This window comes from Agrobacterium sp. 22-226-1, from assembly GCF_053522345.1.
Genome location: NZ_JBNWCP010000004.1, coordinates 140,211 through 161,462, shown reverse-complemented (window position 1 = coordinate 161,462; position 21,252 = coordinate 140,211). Strand labels below are relative to the sequence as shown.

15 protein-coding genes are annotated in these 21,252 nt (G+C 61.4%); 8 read left to right on the top strand and 7 right to left on the bottom strand.

Annotated features, from left to right (window positions below; all coding sequences use genetic code 11):
- Positions 1-196 precede the first annotated feature (196 nt).
- The 4 genes from ACQZ5K_RS08770 to ACQZ5K_RS08755 form a co-directional block, all read right to left on the bottom strand.
- Entirely contained in the window at positions 197-3,922 is a 3,726-nt protein-coding gene (locus ACQZ5K_RS08770) for an AsmA family protein (RefSeq protein ID WP_448740156.1), read from the bottom strand.
- A 91-nt stretch (positions 3,923-4,013) separates the two neighbouring features.
- Positions 4,014-5,426: an FAD-binding oxidoreductase gene (locus ACQZ5K_RS08765; protein ID WP_448740155.1), complete on the bottom strand. Its 1,413-nt coding sequence runs from the start codon at positions 5,424-5,426 to the stop codon at positions 4,014-4,016.
- Between the two features lie 133 nt (positions 5,427-5,559).
- Entirely contained in the window at positions 5,560-8,709 is a 3,150-nt protein-coding gene (locus tag ACQZ5K_RS08760; protein ID WP_448740154.1) for an efflux RND transporter permease subunit, read from the bottom strand.
- The gene (locus ACQZ5K_RS08755; RefSeq protein WP_003522358.1) at positions 8,706-9,857 is read right to left on the bottom strand and encodes an efflux RND transporter periplasmic adaptor subunit; all 1,152 of its coding nucleotides are present in this window, start codon (positions 9,855-9,857) and stop codon (positions 8,706-8,708) included. The genes ACQZ5K_RS08760 and ACQZ5K_RS08755 overlap by 4 nt, the downstream gene beginning before the upstream one ends.
- 239 nt (positions 9,858-10,096) lie before the next feature.
- Here ACQZ5K_RS08755 and ACQZ5K_RS08750 point away from each other — a divergent pair, with 239 nt between their 5' ends.
- From ACQZ5K_RS08750 to ACQZ5K_RS08730, 5 genes are all read left to right on the top strand, one after another.
- On the top strand, positions 10,097-10,507 hold the full coding sequence (locus ACQZ5K_RS08750; protein WP_448740153.1) for a carboxymuconolactone decarboxylase family protein: 411 nt from the start codon (positions 10,097-10,099) through the stop codon (positions 10,505-10,507).
- Positions 10,508-10,608: 101 nt separating this feature from the next.
- Positions 10,609-13,083: an ATP-dependent helicase gene (locus ACQZ5K_RS08745; protein WP_142779460.1), complete on the top strand. Its 2,475-nt coding sequence runs from the start codon at positions 10,609-10,611 to the stop codon at positions 13,081-13,083.
- A gap of 102 nt (positions 13,084-13,185) precedes the next feature.
- Entirely contained in the window at positions 13,186-13,998 is an 813-nt protein-coding gene (locus ACQZ5K_RS08740; protein ID WP_003522355.1) for a glycosyltransferase family 25 protein, read from the top strand.
- Between the two features lie 272 nt (positions 13,999-14,270).
- Positions 14,271-14,753 carry a DMT family transporter gene (locus ACQZ5K_RS08735; RefSeq protein WP_080816515.1) on the top strand — a complete coding sequence of 161 codons (483 nt, stop codon included), beginning with the start codon at positions 14,271-14,273 and terminating at the stop codon, positions 14,751-14,753.
- Positions 14,750-15,175 (top strand): DMT family transporter, encoded by a 426-nt coding sequence (locus ACQZ5K_RS08730; RefSeq protein ID WP_448736606.1) that lies wholly within the window; start codon positions 14,750-14,752, stop codon positions 15,173-15,175. Before ACQZ5K_RS08735 ends, ACQZ5K_RS08730 begins: the two co-directional genes overlap by 4 nt.
- Before the next feature lie 53 nt (positions 15,176-15,228).
- On the opposite strand, the gene ACQZ5K_RS08725 is transcribed toward ACQZ5K_RS08730, so the two are convergent.
- Positions 15,229-16,515, bottom strand: a complete 1,287-nt coding sequence (locus tag ACQZ5K_RS08725) for a tlde1 domain-containing protein (protein WP_448740152.1) — start codon at positions 16,513-16,515, stop codon at positions 15,229-15,231.
- Positions 16,516-16,972: 457 nt separating this feature from the next.
- On the opposite strand from ACQZ5K_RS08725, the gene pncA reads away from it, so the two are divergent.
- Complete coding sequence (pncA, locus tag ACQZ5K_RS08720; RefSeq protein ID WP_137003763.1) at positions 16,973-17,599, top strand: bifunctional nicotinamidase/pyrazinamidase; 627 nt, start codon at positions 16,973-16,975, stop codon at positions 17,597-17,599.
- Between the two features lie 117 nt (positions 17,600-17,716).
- Here pncA and ACQZ5K_RS08715 read toward each other — a convergent pair whose 3' ends face one another.
- On the bottom strand, positions 17,717-17,953 hold the full coding sequence (locus ACQZ5K_RS08715; protein WP_448740151.1) for a DUF2164 domain-containing protein: 237 nt from the start codon (positions 17,951-17,953) through the stop codon (positions 17,717-17,719).
- Positions 17,954-18,136: 183 nt separating this feature from the next.
- On the opposite strand from ACQZ5K_RS08715, the gene ACQZ5K_RS08710 reads away from it, so the two are divergent.
- Entirely contained in the window at positions 18,137-18,856 is a 720-nt protein-coding gene (locus ACQZ5K_RS08710) for an AzlC family ABC transporter permease (protein ID WP_448740150.1), read from the top strand.
- Positions 18,853-19,167, top strand: a complete 315-nt coding sequence (locus tag ACQZ5K_RS08705) for an AzlD family protein (protein WP_448736603.1) — start codon at positions 18,853-18,855, stop codon at positions 19,165-19,167. Before ACQZ5K_RS08710 ends, ACQZ5K_RS08705 begins: the two co-directional genes overlap by 4 nt.
- On the opposite strand, the gene ACQZ5K_RS08700 is transcribed toward ACQZ5K_RS08705, so the two are convergent.
- The gene (locus ACQZ5K_RS08700; RefSeq protein WP_448740149.1) at positions 19,164-21,005 is read right to left on the bottom strand and encodes an aminopeptidase P family protein; all 1,842 of its coding nucleotides are present in this window, start codon (positions 21,003-21,005) and stop codon (positions 19,164-19,166) included. The two genes, ACQZ5K_RS08705 and ACQZ5K_RS08700, sit on opposite strands and share 4 nt — an antisense overlap.
- Positions 21,006-21,252 lie beyond the last annotated feature (247 nt).

Genomic DNA, 21,252 nt, shown 5'->3' with positions numbered 1-21,252 from the left:
GCTAGGTCAAGCCATTGCTGTCCGGCGCCCTTAAAGTCGCCGGTGAAGACCCCATATTCGTTCGACGTCCTCGGAACTGCGCCAAAAATCTAAACGCATCAACAAACAGGCCAGAGCATGATGCGGCATACGGAGGGAAGCCCCGCGCCGTCCGTCAACTAGCTTAAAGGGAAATCGGCCTCCCTGCCACGCAAGCTTACGGCGTGGCGGGAGCGTTTTCCGGCGCCAGTTGCCGGATGGCGTTTTCCGTCGGAGGCACCACCAGAACAGGCGCGGATTGCCGCTCGGGCGTCGGCTGTTGCCCCTGTTGCTGTTGCTGCTGTTGCTGTTGCTGTTGCAACCGCTCCTGCTGTTCCTTTTCCTGACGCAGACGTTCTTCGGCCGCAGCCTTTAAACGCGCCTCTTCTTCCGCCTTGGCCTTGGCTTCCGCCTCCGCCCGTTCCTTCTCGGCCTGCCGCTCGGCCGCCTGAGAGCGATAAAGCGCCACTTCCCGGCGCAGGCGCTGCTTTTCGAGAACGCTGGCCTGCATGGCCTCCACCCGGCGGCGCTCCTTTTCGAAAGCCCGGAGCGACAGGTAATTGCTGAGCGCCGAAACGTCGGTCGTCAAAGCCGGCGCGGCAAGCGGGCCGTTATAATTCAGACGCACCGAAGGCTCGGCCCCCGCAACCGTTTCGGTGCCGGGATTGAACAGGAGATCGAGGTCGCCATTCACCGTCGAAGCCGCAAGATCGACCGTCGCATCGGCCGTCAGCGTTACCGGATCGATCCCCGCCCGCAGATTCTTGAAATGAAGCGCGCTGCCATTCAGCGAGAACGGCAGGGCCACATCGCCGAGACCGATTTCACCCTGCCACAGGCTCTGGTCCACCAGCGGCCGCACCTTGGGCGCGTCGATCGGTTGCTGCAACCCATCGGCCGCCTGCAGGATCGGCGGCAGGGCACCGGGATTTAGCCCCTTCAGCACCAGCCCACCGACCCGGATTTCACCCGAACCGCCTGCCGACTTCAGCATTTCACCGACGCTCTTGCCGGTCGATTCGGCCGTCAGGTCGATGGCGACCCGGCCTGCCGCGACCGGCCCGTTGGCATTCGCCCACAGGATCGGCTCCGGATTGGCGTCGGTCACCGCGATCTTGGTGCGGAAAATGCCCGCCCCCTCGCCCGTCGACATTGCGAGCCGTCCCGTCAGCTTGCCGCCCATGAAGGTGCCGGCAACATCATCGAGCGAGAGACTGCCCGCATCATGCGTGACCTTGGCCGAAACACCCGTGACCGTGCCGAAGGGCCCGGCCTCGAAGCTTTCCGCTTTCAAGGCAAGCGAAGCCTTGAGCTGCGGGAACGCGGCCATGGCCAGCGGCTTGGCATTGAGCGCCCCGGTTTCCGGATCGATCACCGGCCCATAGATCGCATCGCCCAGCCAGGCGAGATCGGCCGTTCTAACCGCAAGATCGCCGGTGACGGGATAGGGCGCGGCGCGCTGGAAGGTCAGATTGCCCGAGAACGGATTTCCGCCCGCCTGCCCGCCTATCGAGGAAAGCGCGATCTTTTGCCCATCCACCGCCACTTTCGCATTGGCCTTCAACGCCATGCCGCCGCCAAGCTGCGGCAGGCCGACGGCGTTCATGATGAGATAGGGCTCGATGTCAGCGCTTTCGAGCGCCACGTCGGCGCTGCCCTCACCGAAATTGGCGGCCGCAACGGCAAAGGAACCATTCATCGAAAAATGCGTGCGCTCCGTCGAGAAGCGCAGTTCCGTCTGGGCGGGCGAGCCGAGCGTGCCGTTGAGCTTGACGGATAAAAGCCCCTCGCCATCCGCATCGAAGGGCAGTGGATCGAGCCCCGCCTGCCCGAACAGGATGGCCGTCGACTGGTTTTTCAGAACCGCTTCCAGCGACATGGCGGTATCATCGGTGATCGACAGGAAATCCGGCATCTTGGCCACGGCCGACAGCCGGCTGCCATTGACGGTGCCGGAAACGGCGACATTGGCGCCGCCATTTTCGCTATTGACCGAAACATCCATTGAGAGATCGGAATTGGCGTACCACGGCGCGCTCGCCGCCAGACGGTTGAGGAATGGATGGTTCGGCAATTTCTGTTGCAGCATGGTGAAGAACGGCTGCATATCCGCCGCATGCAGGTTCACCGTGCCCTTGCCCGCATATTTCAGCAGCGAACCCTGCAGCTCACCCCTTGCCCTGACCTCCGCACCGGCGATGTCTCCGGCCGTCATGTTCTCCAGCGAGAGAACGCCGCCCGCCATGGTGAAGGCGGTCTCGACATGATTGGCGGTCACACCGGCCATATTGAACCGGTCGGCCTTGAATTTTGCGGTAATGCGGTGGTCGAGGACGGAGCTGCCGACCTGATCGCCAAGCGCCAGACTGCCGAGCGCCTTCAGCGCATCGAGATCGATTTCGTTACCGGCAAGATCGATGGAAAGATTGGAGGTCTTGCCGTCGGAACGTCGCTCCAGCTCACCCTTCAGCGACGCATCGCCAACTGCAAGCTCCAGATTGTCGAAACGCTGGTTGAGCGTCGTCAGCGAGACATCGGCAGAAAAACCGGCGGCATTGAGCTGGCGGATCGCCGGATCGACGGAACCGGAAAGCCAGTTCGCCAGACCCGAGGGCTGGTTTGAGGCGAGAAGCAGATTGCCGTTGAAGGCGGGGCCGCCGAGAAGCGTCAACGATCCCTTGGCTTCGAGCTGCGTCCTGCCCGGCAGGGTCGCCACGGCATTCACCACCTGCCAGCCGCTGCCTTCAGGGCGCACATCCAGCCTGATGTCACGAATGGTCGTGTCATCGGAAACGAGCGCCGGAAGGCTGATGCTGGCCTTGCCCGGCACCGGCGGCACCGGAATGCGGGCCACCATGGCCGCAAAGGCCTCGATACGCTGGCGAACCGAGGCGGTGGGCTGGCGCGAGGTCTTGCCCGCCTGCACGACGGGCGGCGCAAAGCGGGCGACATCGATCTGCTGGCCATCGGCGGTCAGCAGGAATTCCGGCTTGGCGCCGGTATCGAGCGTCGCTTCCCCGGTCACGACATAGGGATTTTCACTGCCGCCGAGCTCCATTCGGTAGCTCGGGATACGCACGCTCTCATTGGTGAGTTCAAAGCTGCCGCGGGTGCGCGGCGAGGAAAACAGCGATTGTCCGGCCTGCTGCTTCTGCTTTTCGTCTTCGCGGAAACTGAAAGCGAAAGAACCGCTATAGGCAGGCTTGCCCGCTGTTGCAGCAATCGCCCCATCGAGATCGACCTCGACCGGATGCTCATCCGGCACCACCCGCACCCTGAGCCCCATGCGGCCGGCGGCATAATCCGGCTCGCTGCTGGAGAGCGAAAAGGAGCCCGGATGGCCATCGACGGCGGCGCGTCCCTCCGCCTTCCACGGCCCGGCCAGCGAATTGGCGGACATGTCGGCACTGAGGCCGGTCATGACACGGTTGCGGCCGGATTGTTCATCGATGAATTCGATCTGCCCGCCTTCGATCTGTACGCTTTCCAGAACCACGGTGCGGGCGGGAATTTCCGCCCGGCTGCCGCGCATCCAGTCCAGCGTGCCGTCCTTCAGCAGCCTTATCCTGGCCTTGGGTTCCTCGATGCGCATGTCGAAAATGCGCGCCTCGCCGGAGAGGAAAGGCGCAAGCTCGGCATCCATGGAGAAACGCGCAACCTGAATGAGCGGCGATCCATCCGCATCCGTTCCGGCGCGCACATCGTGCAAAGTTACCGAAGGGAAAGGCAGGATACGGGCTTCAACCCGGCCATGCACCACCACCTTCTTGCCGAGAATACGGCTCGCCTGATCCTCGAAATCGCGGCGGAAATCCGTCCAGTCGACGAAATAGGGAATAAGCAGCGCCGAAAACAGCACCACGGCCAGCAGTCCGCCCAGAAAAACCAGAATACGTCCGAGCACTGACCTGCATCTCCCTTCGCGAACGCTGCAAACCTATTCTTTTCTGCCTTAACGGCAAGCAGCCTTTTGTACCAATCAATTGTGAGAATGATCAGACAAGCCGGAACAACTTGCCCGGATTGAAGATGTTATCGGGATCGAGCGACGTTTTGATGGCGCGCATCAGATCCAGTGCATTACCGGCCTCTTCGGCGAGGAAACTCATCTTGCCCTGTCCGATGCCGTGTTCGCCGGTGCAGGTGCCGTCCATGGCGATGGCGCGGCGGTTGAGACGGGCGACGAAGGCTTCGGTTTTCGCCACACTTTCCGCGTCCTTGCCATCGAACAGAATAAGGACGTGGAAGTTCCCGTCGCCCGCATGACCCACGATCGGTGCGAGAAAGCCGTTTTCCTCGATATCCCGCTGTGTTTCCACAACGCAGTCGGCAAGACGCGAAATCGGCACGCAGACATCGGTGGAAAGCCCGTCGAGATGGGGGGCAAGCGCCCGCGAGGCCCAATAGGCGTCGTGCCGCGCTTTCCATAGCCTGTTGCGCTCGGCCGCATCGCCTGTCCAGCGGAAGTCGACGCTGCCGCATTCGGCCGCGATTTCGGCGAACTGCTGCGATTGCAGCGCCGCCGTTTCCTCGGTGCCGTGGAACTCCACAAAGAGTGTCGGCTTCTCCGCATAGTTCAGGCCGGAATAGGCGTTGCAGGCCCGCACCTGCACTTCGTCCAGCAATTCGATGCGGGCGACCGGAACCCCCATCTGGATCGTCATGATGACGGCATCGCAGGCCGCCTTGATGCTGTCGAAAGTGCAGACCCCGCCGGCGATTTTTTCCGGAATACCCTGCAAGCGCAGCGTAACGGAGGTAATGACACCCAGCGTTCCCTCTGCACCGACGAAAAGCCGCGTCAGATCGTAACCGGCGGACGACTTGCGGGCGCGGCGGGCAGTGCGGATTTCCTCGCCAGTGGCGACGACGGCGGTGACGGCCAGCACATTGTCTTTCATCGTGCCGTAACGCACGGCATTGGTGCCGGAGGCCCGCGTCGAGGCCATGCCGCCGATGGAGGCATTGGCGCCGGGATCGATGGGGAAGAACAGGCCGGTATCGCGCAGATAGACATTCAGGTCCTCGCGCGTCACACCCGGCTCCACCGTCACGTCAAGATCTTCGGCATTCACCTCAATGATGCGATTCATCCGGCTGAAATCGATGCAGATTCCGCCGTTCGGCGCATTCACCTGCCCTTCCAGCGAAGACCCCGTTCCGAAAGGAATGACCGGCACCTTATATTGCGCGCAGACCTTTACCACGGCCTTCACATCATCGGCGCTCTCGGCAAAAACGACGCCGTCAGGGGCCTGCAGCGTCAGATAGGTGGTGGTGTGGCCGTGCTGTTCGCGGAACGCCTGTCCGGTCTGGAGCCTGTCTCCAAGCTGCTGCTTCAGCACCGCGAGTGCCGACGCGATGCCCTCTTCGTTCCGCTTTCCCGCCACCACATCTTTCAGCGCCATCGTCCGTCTCCACCGCAACATCTGCCCGTAAAGGATTCGATCCGTTACGAAATTCCGTCAGGTGGTATGGGATAAGGTTAACGCTTTGTCCAGCATCGCGATTGCGCCAAACACCGTTTGGCGGCAACCGTTTTTATTCCGCCGCCAGCAGCGGCTTGTCCTCTTCCAGCGCCTTGCGGCGGGCGGCAAGTTCAAGCTCGCGGTGAAGACGGATTTCCTCATCCGCCTGCGGTTTCGCGAAGCGGGCGATCAGCAGGTAGGAGACCGGCGTGATGTAAAGCGTCACCAGCGTCGCAAAGCCGAGGCCGCCGACGATGACCCAGCCGAGCGCGATGCGCGCTTCCGCGCCGGCACCCTGCGCCAGCACCAGCGGCACACCGCCGAGAATGGTCGCAATCATCGTCATCATGACAGGGCGCAGGCGAATGCTCGTCGCCTTTTCAATGGCTTCCCGCACGGTTGCGCCCTGATCGCGCAGATGATTGGCGAATTCCACGATGAGAATACCGTTTTTCGCCATCACCCCGACGAGCAGCACGAGCCCGATCTGGCTATAGACGTTGAGGCTTGAACCGGTAACGAGCAGCGCGATGACCGCGCAGGCAAGGCCTAGCGGCACCGTCGTCATGATGATGACCGAGCTCAGCACGCTTTCGAACTGCGCCGCCAGCACGAGGAAGATGATGGCGATGGCAAAACCGAAGGTCAGCAACATGCCGCTCGAATTTTCCTCCAGCGTCGCAGCCTCACCCAGCGGCAGCAGGCGTGCGCCGGGCGGCAGGACGGATTGCGAGAGCTCATTCACCTTTTGCAGGGCCTCACCCAGCGAAACGCCGTCCTTGAGGTTGGCGGTAAAGCCAACGGAGGGAAGCTGCTGCTCGCGGTTGAGCTGCGGCGCAACCGCATTTTCCTTCAGCGTGGCGATGACCGACATCGGCACGATCTTGCCATCGCCCGTCTTCAGAAAGACGTTTTCAAGATCGGTCGGATCGTTGATCGGCCGGGTGGAGGACAAAAGCCGCACCGGGATCGCATCGCCATCCACGAAGACGTCGACAATCGAGCGTCCTTCCAGCAGCGACTGCATGGCGCGCGACAGGCCGGTGATATCGATGCCGAGATCCGACGCACGCTCGCGGTCGATGGAGACGGAGATTTGCGCCTGATTGGGCTCATTGTCGAAACGCGGCGTATCGAACAGGCCGCTTTCCTCCATGGAAAGCAGCAATTTCTGCGTCGCCTCGGTCAGCGCCGCATAGTTGCTGCCAACCATCGCCATCTGCAGGCCGTTGCCGGCACCGCGAATTCTGAGGCTGTTCGGCTGCATCGCATTGCCGCGCAGCGCCGGCACCCTGTTGGCGGCAGAAGTGACATCGGCGGCAATCTGGTTCTGTGTGCGCTCACGATCTGCCCAGGGCGCGAGCGTCAGCACCATGAAACCGGTATTGGACGAGCCGTTCATGCCGGTGATGGAGTAGATATTGCGGATTTCACCGCTGTCGCGCAGCGGCTGCAGGTTTTCTTCGATCCGCTGCAACTGGTCGCGGGTATATTCGAGGCTGACGCCCTGCGGCGCGGTGACCCGCATCATGATCGAGGCGCGGTCCTCGCGCGGCGTCAACTCGTTCTGGATCATGCCGAAGGCGATCCACGACAGGCCGGAAAAGATCAGCGCCACGACGATGACGATCAGTGGATTGTTGAGGCAGGCGGAAAGCGTCGTTTTGTAGGTGGAGGCAAAGACATTGCCGAACCATGCGAGCGGCCCCGTCGGCTCTTTCAGCCCCTCTTTCAGCATACGCGAGGCGAGCATCGGGCAGAGCGTCAGCGCCACGATGGAGGACAAGCCCACCGCGAAGGCCAGCACGAAACCGAATTCGCGGAACAGACCGCCAAGCTGGCCCGGCAGGAAGGAAAGCGGAATGAACACGGCGGCAAGCGTCGCCGTCGTCGCGATGACCGCGAAAAAGACTTCCTGCGTGCCAAGAACGGCAGCGGCCCGCGGCCCCATGCCTTCCGCCCGGCGGCGCACGATATTTTCCAGCACCACGATGGCGTCATCGACCACGAGACCGGTCGCCAGAACGATGGCAAGCAGCGTCAGAATATTGACCGAGAAGCCGACCATATAGATGGCGACAATGGTGCCGATCAACGCGACAGGCATGGTGATCGCCGGAATGAGGGTGGCGCGCCAGTCGCGCAGGAAGAGATAAAGCACGACGACGACGATGATCGCCGAGAGACCGAGCGCCAGCTCGACCTCGTGCAGCGCGCCTTCGATGAAGACGGCATCGTCACTGGTGACGACGATACGCGTACCTTCGGGCAGATTGGCCGACATGGCGTCGACGGCGGCCTTCACGCCGGTCGAGATACTGAGCGTGTTCGACTGCGCCTGCCGGATGACACCGAGACCGACACCCTGCACGCCGTTGGAGCGCAGCGAGGTGGATTCATCATCCGCGCCCAGCATGACGGTCGCGACGTCCCTGAGGCGGATATTGTTCTTGATGAGAAGGTTGGAAAAGTCTTCGGGCTTCGTCAGGCTGGCGGTGGCGCGCACGACGATGTCCTGCGTCGTGCTTTTCAGCGACCCCGCCGGCACGTCGAGGGCTGCGCTGGCAAGCGCGTTCGAAACATCGGTCACCGTCAAACCGCGGCTGGCGAGCGCCGCCTGATTGAGATCGACCCGGAAAACCTTTTCCTGATCGCCGTAAAGCTCCACATCGGCCACGCCGTCGACGGCGGCCAGACGGTCGATGATCTCGTCATCCACCAGCTTGGTCAGGTCTTCCATGCTGAGCGTGGAGGAAGTGACGGCAAGGCGCATGATCGGCTGGCTGTCGGAATCCGCCTTGATGATCTGCGGCTCGTCGGCATCGTCCGGCAACTGGTTGGTAACGCGGCCGATGGCGTCGCGCACGTCATTGGCGGCAACCGCCAGATCGACATTGTCGCCGAATTCCAGCGTCACGCGGCTGGTGCCGAACTGCGAGTTGGACGAGATGGACTTGACGCCGCTGACCCGCGCCACCGCACCTTCGATGGTCTGCGTCACTTCCTGATCGATGGTTTCGGGCGCCGCCCCCTCATAGGTGGTCCTGACGCTGATCGTCGGCCGGTCGACATCAGGCAGTTCGCGCACTTCAACGCCCACCAGCGCCGCAAGGCCGGCAACGACCAGAAGCGTATTGAGAACCGCCGCCAGAATCGGCCGGCGCACGAACAATGCCGTAAAGGCGAGTTTGGAATCCTGCCCAGAGGGTGGCTGCGTCGTCATTGGCTGGCAACCTCTTCAGGCTTCGGCTGGTTGCCAACGCGGACCGCGCCGCCTTCCCTGACACGCTGAAGGCCCTCGATCACGACAGGTTCGCCATCCGCCAGCTCCGCCTTGACGAGAACGGCATCGGGATTGCGCTGCACGATCTGCACCCGCACTTTGTTCGATTTATTGTCGGCCACGCGCCAGACGTAAGAGCCTTCTGCATCCCATTGCACGGCCAGTGGATCGACCGAGGCATAGGTTTCCCCGGCAAAACGCATGGTCACGCCGAAGGACATGCCCGCCCTCAGCTCGTCCTTCTCATTGCCGAACTTCGCCCGGATACGGATCGTGCGGCTCGCCTCATCGACGCGGTTGTCGACAGCCTCGATCTCGCCCTTGAAGGTCTCACCCGGCCGGGAAATGGACGTCGCCTCCACCGGCATGCCGACCTTGATCGCGGTTGCGAACCGCTCGGGGGCCCAGAAATTGACGAGAATTTCCGAACGATCATCGATGCTGACGATGGTTGACTGCGTGGTGACGTTATCGCCGATATTGGCGGCGACAATGCCCGCCACACCCTCTATCGGCGCAACGATGTCGCGCCGCTTGAGATTGAGTTCGGCGGTGCTCAGCGCAAGCTTGGCGGCTTCTTCGGCAATCTGCGCATCCAGCACATCGAGGCGGGAGACGGATTTGAGGTTCTTGTAGGAATTGGATTTTTCAACGGCGCTGCGCAGCGCCACCTGCGCCTTGTCGCGCTCGATCACCTGCTCTTCATCGTCGAGCCGCGCCAGCACCTGGCCCTTCACGACACGAGCGCCGGACGACGTGCGAATTTCGGAAAGCGTGCCGGAAGCCTGCGGCATGACGACAACCGACTGGATCGCCTCGCCATTGCCGATGGCATTCAGCCGGTCGTTGACCGTGCCTTTCTTTACCGGGGCCGTCACCACCAGTGTGGCGTTGCCGTTGCGGCGCGCACCGCCGGCGTTTTGACCCGAACCGGGCGTAGCGGCGGCAACCTCGACGGCGCCGGCAGGCGTTTTGCCAACCCCCATGCTGGCGAGCACATTGCGGGCTTCGGGCGAATAGAAGCCCCAGAGACAGAGCCCCGCTCCCACCACGGCAACACTGACACCCACCTGTTTCCAGACCCGCATATATTTCTCCGGTTGATCCGCGCAGTATAAAGCATTCCCGAAAACCTGCGTTCCGGGACAGATGCAGTATTCCTGCTTGGCTGAGGCAAGGCAACGCACAAATCCGTTCCTTACGTAATTGTAATTTGGGCGCAAATGCCGCCCGGCGCAGCCACACGGCCCTCTAGGCCACGCATTCCTGTCGCAAATATCCGCCATTGGGCTAATCTGCCCCCGAGACGCCATAACCGGAGGAAGCCATGAGCACCGTGACGAAGACCGAAAACCCGGAAACCGACCCGCGCGTCAAGGCGGTGTTCGATGACATCCGCGCCACCCGCAAATCGGATTTCATCAACAATATGTGGCTCTACCTCGCCTTCGATGCCAATCTGCTTGAAAAGACATGGGGTGAGGTCAAGGCGGTGATGGCGACACCTTCGGCGCTCGATCCCGTGGTGAAGGAAATGCTCTATATCGCCGTTTCCGTCACCAATGGCTGCTCCTATTGCGCCCATTCCCACACGGCAGCAGCAAAAGCCAAGGGCATGACCACCGAACAACATGCCGATTTGCTGCGTGTCATCGCGCTTACCGCCAAGACCAACCAGCTTGCGGTGGCGCTGCAAGTGCCCGTTGACGCCGCTTTCGACGCTGACAGGCAGGCATGAAACGAAAAAATGCCTTGGAATGGGCGTTTTGACGGTTGATACCGGAATAAAAGCAGAACACGGTTCTGGCCTTTATATCCCGAATCACTACATTGGGCCGCATGAGCAACAGTTTTGACGATATGCCGTTCTTCGATGAGGAACCCGCCGCACCGCGCAGGGCAACGAACAATGCCGGTGCGGAAAGCGGCGGCGGGCTTGGCATTGCCGCCCGCGCCATGGCGGCGCGCGATCAGACGCGTGCTGCGCCCGACTATCTTTCCGGCCTCAATCCGGAACAGCGCGAGGCCGTGGAAACGCTTGACGGACCCGTTCTCGTGCTCGCCGGCGCCGGCACCGGCAAGACCCGCGTTCTGACGACCCGCATCGCCCATATTCTGGCCACCGGCCGCGCCTATCCGAGCCAGATTCTTGCCGTGACCTTTACCAACAAGGCTGCCCGCGAGATGAAGGAACGTATCGGCGTTCTGGTCGGCGGCGCTGTCGAGGGCATGCCCTGGCTCGGCACCTTCCACTCCATCGGCGTCAAGCTCCTGCGCCGCCATGCTGAACTCGTCGGCCTGAAATCGGACTTCACCATTCTCGATACCGATGATGTCGTGCGGCTGATCAAGCAGCTCATTCAGGCAGAAGGGCTGGACGACAAGCGCTGGCCGGCAAAACAGTTCGCCGGCATGATCGACGGCTGGAAGAACAAGGGCCTGACACCGCCGGATATTCCGGAGGGCGACAGCCGCGCTTTCGCCAATGGTAAGGGCCGCGAACTTTACACCGCCTATCAGAACCGCCTGAAAACGCTGAACGCTTGCGATTTCGGCGACCTTCTGATGCATCCCATCAGCATCTTCCGCCGCCACACCGATATTCTGAAGGAGTATCACCAGAAGTTCCGTTACATTCTGGTGGACGAATATCAGGACACCAATACGGCGCAATATATGTGGCTCAGGCTGCTTGCCCAACGCGCCAAGGGTGAGCCGCAGAATGTCTGCTGCGTGGGTGATGACGACCAATCGATCTATGGCTGGCGCGGCGCGGAAGTGGACAATATCCTCCGCTTCGACAAGGATTTCCCCGGCGCCAAGGTCATCAAGCTCGAACGCAACTACCGCTCCACGGAGCATATTCTCGGCGCGGCCGGCCATCTGATCGCCCATAATGAGGGCCGTCTCGGCAAGACGCTGTTCACCGAACGCAGCAGCCCCGACGATGAAAAGGTCGTGGTGCATGCCGCCTGGGATTCCGAGGAGGAAGCCCGCGCTGTCGGCGAGGAAATCGAACAGCTTCAGCGCAAGAACCATAATCTGAACGACATGGCGATCCTCGTTCGCGCCTCCTTCCAGATGCGCGAGTTTGAAGACCGTTTCGTCACGCTTGGCCTCAATTACCGCGTCATCGGCGGCCCGCGCTTTTATGAGCGCCTCGAAATCCGCGACGCCATGGCCTATTTCCGCCTTGTCTGCCAACCGGCCGACGATCTCGCCTTCGAGCGGATCGTCAACACGCCGAAGCGTGGTCTTGGCGATACGACGATCCGTAACCTGCACGACTATGCCCGCGCCCGCGATATTCCGATGCTGGCAGCGGCCGCCGACATCATCGAGACCGACGAGCTGAAGCCGAAGGCGCGCAAGGCGCTGTTTGATGTGGTGCAGGATTTCCGCCGCTGGCAGGGTCTGCTGGAAAACACCGAGCACACCACCCTTGCCGAGCAGATTCTCGACGAAAGCGGCTATACCGCCATGTGGCAGGCCGACAAGACGGCTGAAGCGCCCGGACGGCTTGAGAACCTGAAGGAACTCATCCGCTCGATGGAGGCCTTCGAGAGCATGCGCGGCTTCCTTGAGCACGTAGCCCTCGTCATGGATGCCGAACAGAACGAAAATCTCGATGCCGTCTCCATCATGACGCTGCATTCCGCCAAGGGTCTGGAATTCGACACCGTCTTCCTGCCCGGCTGGGAAGAAGGTCTGTTCCCGCACCAGCGGGCGCTGGACGAAGGCGGGCGCTCCGGTCTGGAAGAAGAACGCCGCCTCGCTTACGTTGGCATCACCCGCGCCAAGAAGCTCTGCCATATCTGGTTCGTGTCGAACCGGCGCATTCACGGGCTGTGGCAATCCACCCTGCCCTCGCGTTTCCTCGATGAATTGCCGCCCGCCCATGTGGATGTCGCGGCATCCGACAGCAGTTACGGCGGTTATGGCGGACGCGGCGGCTACGGCCAGTCGCGCTTCGACAAGGCCGATCCCTTCACCAACAACTATTCCACCCCCGGCTGGAAGCGCGCGCAGCAGAACCGCAGCGACGCCACCCGTGACAATTGGGGCACCCGCTCCGGCCATGCGGTGGAACGCATCGGTTATGGCGAAAGCGGCCCGCGCACCCGCACGATCGACGGCGAACTAGTGGCGAAATCCGTTGCCGACACGCCATCGAAATTTTTTGTCGGCGACCGCGTCTTCCACCTCAAATTCGGCAATGGCAACATCTCCGCCATCGAAGGAAACAAGCTGACGATCGACTTCGACCGCGCCGGCCAGAAGCGCGTGCTGGACGGATTTGTGGAAAAGGTCTGATTCGACAACCATGAGTGCCTGAAGGCTGCTTTTTCCATAGCCCGCGTCATGCCGTTGCAATAAAGGAGTTGCAATGGGGAAGTGGAACTGGCGAGGACAGCTTTGCATATATTACCGAAAAGCCAGCGCAGGCTCGCCGTTTTCCTGATCAATATGGACAGCGCCACCAAACGCCTCGCGGATATGACCGCGCGCCTCGATGCCATGGGGCTCAAGGCGGAGCGTGTCCCCGGCGTCAATGGCAGGGAACTGAATTACCCCATCCCGGAATTCAGCGAGATTTCCTACATGCTCATGCATGGCCGCCGTACCTCGCCGCCGGAAATCGGCTGCTATCTCAGCCATGTCGCCTGCGCCAATAAATTCATGGCGGGCGATGCCGATATCGCGCTCATCCTTGAGGATGACGTGGTCTTCGACGATGATTTTCTCAACGCCATCGACGAGGCGGTGCTGAACGGCGGCGACTGGGATTTGCTGCGGCTCACGACCGTCAGCAATGGCCGGAAATTCCCGTTCCGCCCGCTTTCCAACGGTCGTTCGCTCGCCATTGCCATCACGCGGGAAAAAGGGTCGGGAGCCTATCTCGTCAACCGCCGCGCCGGAAAATGGATATCGAAGCTGATCCCCATGCGGCTCGCTTATGACATCGCATTCGATCTTGAATATCTCGCGGGGCTGAAGGCGGCCTTCCTCTACCCGCTCTGCGCCACGCAGGATGCGGACGGGGAAAGCCAGATCCAGAACAATCTGCGCATCTACCGCCTGCCGCGCTGGCGCTATTTCACCGTTCTGCCCTATCGCGCCTATCTGGAAACCAGCCGGTTCCTGTTGCGCGGCATTCGCTTCGCCGTCGCCAAAGTGTGCGTTGCGATGGAGCGCGGCAAGGGCAAGACCGCCCAGGCCGGTCATTGATCGATCAGTCTTACACTTCGCCGGGCGTGAAGCCGACGAGATAGACCGCCGCGACCACGGCTGCGAGAATGAAAAGAGAAATGACGAAAATCGTCATCCGGTTCAATGGTTTGCGCGTCGTTTTCTTCATGGTGGAATAATGCGTGGCCGCATCGCTTGTTCCGCAACGCACAGGATAATGTCGTCTAAAACCGTGAGCCGGCGCAATTCGATTCCGCTTCAGGCACATATGGGCTAAAGCTCGTCTCCATCTTCAGCTTTGCCGGCCCGCCATGACAGACACGACGCATCCACGCCTCAACCCGCTGCATCTTGCCGCCGCCTTCGCCAGCGGCTGCCTTTTGACATTAATGGTGCATTTCAACGGTCAGCTTGCCCATTACGGCAATGCGCTGTTTTCCTCCTGGACGGCGCATGGCACCGGCACGGTGGCGGCGCTGATCTATCTCGCCATCATGCGCCCAAAGAAAGACGTGGGCGCGGCAGAAAAACCGAAAGCGCCGCTCTGGGCCTATTGCGGCGGGGTCGTGGGTGCCGCCATCGTCATCCTCACCTCCACCGCCGTCAATTCACCACTGGCGCTTTCCGGCACCATTGCGCTCGGGCTTGGCGGACAGGTGATCTTCAGTCTTCTCGCGGATCTTTTCGGCCTCTTCGGCCTGCCCAGAAGAAAGCCGGACCTGCGGGACATGGCGGCGGTGGCGCTGATCCTGTGCGGCAGCGCACTCATCATCCTTGTCGGGAGAACGGCATGATTGTCTGGATCGCCATGGCCTTTACCGGCGGCGTCTTCGTGGCGCTGAGCCGCCAGATCAACGGCCGCCTCAGCCTGTCCAACTCGCCGCTCATCGCATCGTTCTGGAACCACATTGTCGGTTTTGCCGTGCTGACGGTCATCGGCCTCACCGTCGGCGGCCTCATTCCGCCGGGCGCGGCCGATGCGCCTTGGCTTGCCTTTATCGGCGGGCCGATCGGCGTCGTCTTCATCGCTTCGGGAAGCTGGCTCATTCCGCGCATCGGTGCGGTCAATACCGCCCTTCTGGTCATCAGCGGCCAGATGGTTTCAGGCGTGGTTCTCGATCTTTTCGGCGATCATCCGCCGAAACTCTGGGCAAGCGCACTCGGCATCCTGCTCATCTTCGCCGGCATGGTGCTGACACAGCGGCGCGGTCGCTAGAGCATTTCCAGTAAAAGTGCGCAGCGGTTTTACATCAGGAAAATGCGGAAAGCTCAGGAATCGCTGCCGCGCGAAAACATGCCGAGCAGGGTCTTGCCGCCGCTTTTACCGCCGCTGCTCGCAAGTGTCGGCCGGTTGCCGTTCAACTTCGGCACTACGACCATGCGCTTGACTTCGCCGCGCTTGAAGGCCGCAAGAAAGCGCGGGTAATCCCGGAACACCACGCAGCCATTCGATTCGCCGCGTTTCGCCAGCATGTAGGTATGCGCCAGAAGGCCGTCGCGACCGTGCGGGTTGACGCCGTTTTCCGGCGTCAGGCGAATGGCCTCGACGCCATGGAACCGCGCCTCGCGCATCGTCAGACGATAGCTGGAAGGCGGCGTCGAACCGCGCATTCTCACATGCACGTAATCGGGATTGTCGCGCATCTTGCCGATGCCGGAATGCGCTTCGAGCTTCTCGCCATTCGGCATGTGCACCACGCCGGAGGAAATATCGTAGATCGCTGTACCGGCGCCGCGATCCGGCCACGGAACCGCATCCATCTTGCTCGGCTCGCGCATCGGATTGTCAGGTTTTGCAAAGGCGAGCATGGCGCCGGTGCTCTGCTTCGGCGGCGCAGGCGCGCGAAGGGGAACCGGCGCATCGAAAGCCGGTGCCGAAGCGACGGCCGGAACATGGTCCTCGGTCTTTGACGGCGTCGCGGGACGCGGTGACGGCTCGACCGTCTGAGCCGTCGCAACCTCGGGACGGAAGCTCGGCAGCGGCACATCATCGGGCAGCAGGCTGCTTGCCTCTTCCTCGATCTGCGGCCGCGCCAGCGCCACTTCAAATGCCGGGTGCTGCGGAACGGCGCTCTGATAGGCAACCTCGGAGGTGCGACCCAGCGCCGAATCGACGATCGCCGACGGCTTGAGCGCGGCAAGCTGCTTCACCGTCGCCTGCCCTTTTGCGTTGGCAGCCACGCCGAAGCGCTCGCCGAATTCCTTTGCACCGATCTCGGGCATGATGCCAGCGAGGCGAACCGCCTTCTGCTGGCCATGGCTATGGTCGCTCAGACGGGAAAACTTGCGCACGTGAATATCCCGCGCGGCCGCGTGGGCAATTGCCGTCTCAGTGGAAGCAAATCGCGTCACCAGCGTCTTTTCAAACTGCCCGACACCATGCGAAGCGGCGGCCATGCTGTGCAGCGAGGCAAAGGCGGCGAAGGCGAAAAGGCCGGCAAAGGCGCCGCCGCCGAGAAGGGCGGACATTCGGCCAAACGCAAAGGATTTGCCTCTCTTGACGGAAGACGAACCGGCAAGACCGGCGCCATTATAGGCCGCAGCAGAAAACGCCATGATACTCGTTACTCGAACCGTTCACGCACACCCGGCCGACGCCGGAGGGATTTTGGGACATCCGAAGGGCGGGCAAACACCACGCCGGTTTCGGAACTGACTGGTTCGAAGCATGACGAATTATGGTAACCAAAGTGTTTACGAGTCCTTGCAAAAATAATTCGTTAAGGTCTGCGCATTGTAAGGCGAAGGCAAAACAATGACTTGCGCCGAAACTGCGTGCATCCGCACTGCATCTTCCCGGGAAATGCCCCTTAAAGGGTCGTCATCGGCCTAAAAAATTTCCGTCGCCGCATTGTCAGGTAAATTCCGACTTGGCCGGAAATTTGCTGCAAATGCGGCAGGACTGCGACAGGGCAAGCCCCTGCCCGAAACACCCGTGCCTGCCGGAGAGGTCGAAAGGGGCTTGATCCGTTAAAGCCGGCTTGGCATCCTGCCCTAAAAAGGGAGGCACATCATGAAGGCGCTGCTGCTTGTCGATATCCAGAACGGTTTTTGCCCGGGCGGCAATCTGGCCGTTGCCGATGGCGACAGGGTCGTGCCCATCGCCAATGCCCTGATCGACAATGGCGGCTACGATCTCATCGTCGCCTCGCAGGACTGGCACCCGGAAAATCACGGCAGCTTCGCCTCCCAGCATCCCGGCAAGAAGCCCTTCGACATGGGCGAACTCTCCGGCAAACCGCAGATGATGTGGCCGGATCATTGCGTGCAGGGCACGCCAGATGCGGAATTCCATCCCGACCTCAAGACGGACGCCTTCGATTATATTCAGCAGAAGGGCGAAAACCCCGCCGTCGACAGCTATTCCGCCTTTCGCGACAATGACCAGGGGGCGACGACGGGACTGGCCGACTATCTGAGCCGTCAGGGTGTCACGCAACTCGACGTCTGCGGCCTTGCCACCGATTATTGCGTCAGTTTCTCGGTGCTCGATGCCCTCGACATGCTGCCCGGTGTGAATGTCCGCTTCATCGAAGATGCCAGCCGCGGCATCGATCCGCAGGGCATCAAGGCCGCGATTTCGACGATGCGGGAAAAAGGCGCGGCCATTCTCAAAAGCCGCGACATATTGCGAGACTAAGGCCCGTCGCGTTTAAAAACGAACGCTACCGGACAGGGCACAAACGTCCTTTTCCCGGCGGATCCCCACTCCCGCTCATTCCTGTGCTCGTCACAGGGATGAGGAAGGAGAGCGCCATTAGCGCGGCTTCGGCTTCTCCAGCACGTCGATATCGCCTGCTGCATCCTCAAGGCGTCTCAGGATCGCGACATGTGCATCCCTGAGCCCCTCATTATAAAAAACGTGACCCAGCTCCTCGGCCAGAAAATCCACGAAGATTTCCGCCTGCAGAAGGCCGATTTCGGTTTCGGTCTCCCGGGCAAGATAGTCCCGGATACGTGCGGCCAGGGCGGCCTTTTCCTGCTTTTCCAGCATCGATCTTCCATCGTCTGACTGTTGAGGGGTACGGGAGGAAGGCGGTGAAACCATCCGCCCGGCACCGGCCATATGGGGCGTTACCGTAACGGAAGGTTCAAGGGAATCAATCGATCCATTCATGCAATTCGTTTGCCAGCCAGGCGGGACGGCGATAGAGCGGCGGGCAAGGAGTTTCCAGAAATGTTCAATGCAGATTTTCGCGAGGGATTGAAGAGCGGTTTCCCGATCGCCCTCTCCGCCGCCCCCTTCGGTGCGCTGTTCGGCGCGGTCGCCGTCGATAACGGGCTCAGCGTCACCGAAGCCACGATCATGAGCGGCACCGTCTATGCGGGCGCGAGCCAGCTCGTGGGTATCGAATTGTTCGGCCAGAAGGTTGCCCCCTGGCTGATCGTTCTTTCCGTCTTCGCCGTCAATTTCCGCCATATCCTCTATTCGGCCGCCATTGCCAGAATGATCTCGAACTGGTCTTTCCTGCAAAAGGCCGCGGGCTTCTTCGTGCTGGTCGATCCGCAATTCGCCGAATCGGTCAGGAAATACGAAAATACCGGCACGGTCGGCTTTTCCTGGTACATGGGCTTTGCCGCGCCGGTCTATGTGCTGTGGCTGGCCATGACCATTCTCGGCGCATCGCTTGGCAATATGGTCGGCGATCCCAAAGCCATCGGTCTCGATGTGCTGCTGCCGATCTATTTCATGGGTATGGTCTTGAGCTTCCGCCAGCGGGAGAATTTCTACCCTGTCATGCTGGCAAGCGCGGTGGGCGCAACGGTTGCTTATCACGTCGTCGGTTCGCCATGGCATGTGAGCCTCGGCGCCGTCGCCGGAATTCTCGTCGCGGTCCTCTATCCGCCGAAACCGAATGGCACGGCGAATTCTGAAAGCGGGGTGGAAACGCCATGAGCGACATGCTGCACGCCGATACGCTGATCCTGATCGCGCTCGCCGCCATCGCCACCTATCTCACCCGCATCGGCGGTTATGTGCTGATGACGCGGATGAAATCCATCCCGCCGCGCATGGAGGCGGGACTGAACGCCGTTCCCGTAGCGGTTTTGACCACGCTCGTCGCACCCGCCTTTTTCGAAGGCGGATACGAGGTGAAGATCGGCATGGCGGCAGCACTTCTGGTCTGCCTGCGCTTTCCCGGCCTGACGATGCTGGCCGTCGGCTGGGCCATCGTCATCGCCATCAGGCATTTCGGGCTGCTCTAAGCGACCCGCTCCAATGGCTTCGTGGCGGCAACGAGCCACGCCTTAACCTCCCCGTCGGTGATCAAGGGAGAAAGCTTCTCCAGAACCCCGGCGTGATACGCGTTCAGCCAGTCCAGTTCTTCATCGGTCAGGAGAGCGGCGACGACCAGCCTGCGGTCGATGGGGCACCAGGTCAGCGTCTCGAAGGAGAACATCGGCTGGTCGCCGCCGGCCACCTCCTCCGCCTCGCATACATAGATGAGGTTCTCGATGCGGATGCCGAAAGCGCCGGGCCGGTAATAACCCGGCTCGTTGGACAGGATCATGCCGGGCAGAAGCTCCTGCGTCGAAAGCCGCGAAATACGCTGCGGCCCCTCATGCACCGAAAGATACGACCCGACGCCGTGGCCGGTGCCATGGGCATAATCCGCTCCCGCCTTCCACAGCGCAATGCGCGCCAGCGGATCGAGATCGCAACCGCGCGTTCCCTTCGGAAACCGTGCGGTGCTGATGCCGATCATGCCCTTCAGCACCAGCGTGAAGAAACGCTTCTGCTCTTCCGGAACGGCACCGATTGCGACGGTACGGGTGATATCCGTGGTGCCGTTGACATATTGCGCGCCGGAATCGACGAGGAACATCTCGCCGTCCGCAAGTGTGCGGTCGGTATCGGTGGTGACGCGGTAATGGATGATGGCGGCATGTTCGCCGGCGCCTGAAATCGTATCGAAAGACACGTCCTTGAGCGGGTTTTGCAGCCCCTGCCCCACCTTGACCCGAGCGGCCTCCAGCGCCTTGACGGCGGCGATTTCGGTGACGCTGCCCGGTTGCTGGCGGTCCAGCCAGCAGAGATATTCGACCATGGCCGCGCCATCCTGCACATGGGCGGCTGCCGAGCCGGCAAGCTCCGCCTTGTTCTTGCGCGCGCGCGGCAGGCGAACGGGATCGGCCTCCTCGATAAGCGAGCCGCCCGCCGCCGTGATTGCGCCGGTCAGCGCCACCGGAGTCAAATCCGCATCCACCATGACGCGGCCCTTGGCGCTGGCGATGGCATGCAGACGGTCAGCGATCTTCGACGGCGGCAATTGTGTCGCGAGCTGCGCCAGATAGGCCTCAGTCTCGATGCCGGTCTTGCGCTTGTCGAGAAAAATATCCGCCCTGCCATCGGCATAGATGATGGCGCGGGCGAGCGGATGCGGCGTATGCGGCACATCATTGCCGCGAACATTGAAAATCCAGGCGATGGAGGATGGATCGGTAACCAGCAGGGCATCCGCGTCCCTTGCCGAGACCGTCTCCGCCAGCGAGGCGATCTTTTCCTTCGCCAGCTTGCCGGTAAAGGCCTCCGGCTGGATAACGACGGGCTCCAGCGGCTCGGAGGGACGGTCCTGCCAAAGGGCATCGAGCGGGTTCTTTTCCAGAAGAACGACCGAACCGCCCTTGCCGGCAAGCACCTTTTCCAGCCGCTTCAACTCCGCGCCGGTGTGCAGCCATGGATCGATGCCGAGCCGGAAACGCTTTGGAGCATGTTCGGCCAGCCAGACGGAAGGCGGCGCGCCAACCAGATCGCCGCCGCTGAAGACCGATTGATCGACCTGCGACGTGAGCTGCGTCGTATAGCGGCCATCGACAAAAACCACCGCCTCCGTGCGCGTCACCAGCGCAATGCCGGCGGAACCGGTAAAGCCGGTCAGCCAGGACAGGCGCTCGGCGCATTCCGGCACATATTCTCCCTGATATTCATCGGCGCGCGGCACCAGAAAACCGTCGATACCAAGGGCATCGAAACCGGCGCGCAGCGCCTCGACGCGGGCCTTGCCAAATTGCGGCGCGGATTTGTTTTCGAAGGTCTGGAACATGGGCGTCTTTCGGGAACTGTCATGAGAAAAGCTGCAAGGTTGCGCCGTCAAATCATTGGCGCGCAACGACAATGCCACGCGGACAAAGCCGGTTTCAAGCCATATATGACAGACCGGATTGCGGCGATAAATTGTGCACATTTTGCGAAATAAGTAATACTCAAGGCAAAGTGACATGCGATAAATGCATATCTACCCTGAGATATCCCCTCTAACTAAACAAAAACACATCGCTTATCTTCAGATC

What these genes read in the sequence shown, in the direction of transcription:
- ACQZ5K_RS08765 (WP_448740155.1), bottom strand. Translation starts at nt 5,426, where the DNA reads ATGGCGCTGAAAGATGTGGTGGCGGGAAAGCGGAACGAAGAGGGCATC.
- ACQZ5K_RS08760 (WP_448740154.1), bottom strand. Translation starts at nt 8,709, where the DNA reads ATGACGACGCAGCCACCCTCTGGGCAGGATTCCAAACTCGCCTTTACG.
- ACQZ5K_RS08755 (WP_003522358.1), bottom strand. Translation starts at nt 9,857, where the DNA reads ATGCGGGTCTGGAAACAGGTGGGTGTCAGTGTTGCCGTGGTGGGAGCG.
- ACQZ5K_RS08750 (WP_448740153.1), top strand. Translation starts at nt 10,097, where the DNA reads ATGAGCACCGTGACGAAGACCGAAAACCCGGAAACCGACCCGCGCGTC.
- ACQZ5K_RS08745 (WP_142779460.1), top strand. Translation starts at nt 10,609, where the DNA reads ATGAGCAACAGTTTTGACGATATGCCGTTCTTCGATGAGGAACCCGCC.
- ACQZ5K_RS08735 (WP_080816515.1), top strand. Translation starts at nt 14,271, where the DNA reads ATGACAGACACGACGCATCCACGCCTCAACCCGCTGCATCTTGCCGCC.
- ACQZ5K_RS08730 (WP_448736606.1), top strand. Translation starts at nt 14,750, where the DNA reads ATGATTGTCTGGATCGCCATGGCCTTTACCGGCGGCGTCTTCGTGGCG.
- ACQZ5K_RS08725 (WP_448740152.1), bottom strand. Translation starts at nt 16,515, where the DNA reads ATGGCGTTTTCTGCTGCGGCCTATAATGGCGCCGGTCTTGCCGGTTCG.
- pncA (WP_137003763.1), top strand. Translation starts at nt 16,973, where the DNA reads ATGAAGGCGCTGCTGCTTGTCGATATCCAGAACGGTTTTTGCCCGGGC.
- ACQZ5K_RS08715 (WP_448740151.1), bottom strand. Translation starts at nt 17,953, where the DNA reads ATGCTGGAAAAGCAGGAAAAGGCCGCCCTGGCCGCACGTATCCGGGAC.
- ACQZ5K_RS08710 (WP_448740150.1), top strand. Translation starts at nt 18,137, where the DNA reads ATGTTCAATGCAGATTTTCGCGAGGGATTGAAGAGCGGTTTCCCGATC.
- ACQZ5K_RS08705 (WP_448736603.1), top strand. Translation starts at nt 18,853, where the DNA reads ATGAGCGACATGCTGCACGCCGATACGCTGATCCTGATCGCGCTCGCC.
- ACQZ5K_RS08700 (WP_448740149.1), bottom strand. Translation starts at nt 21,005, where the DNA reads ATGTTCCAGACCTTCGAAAACAAATCCGCGCCGCAATTTGGCAAGGCC.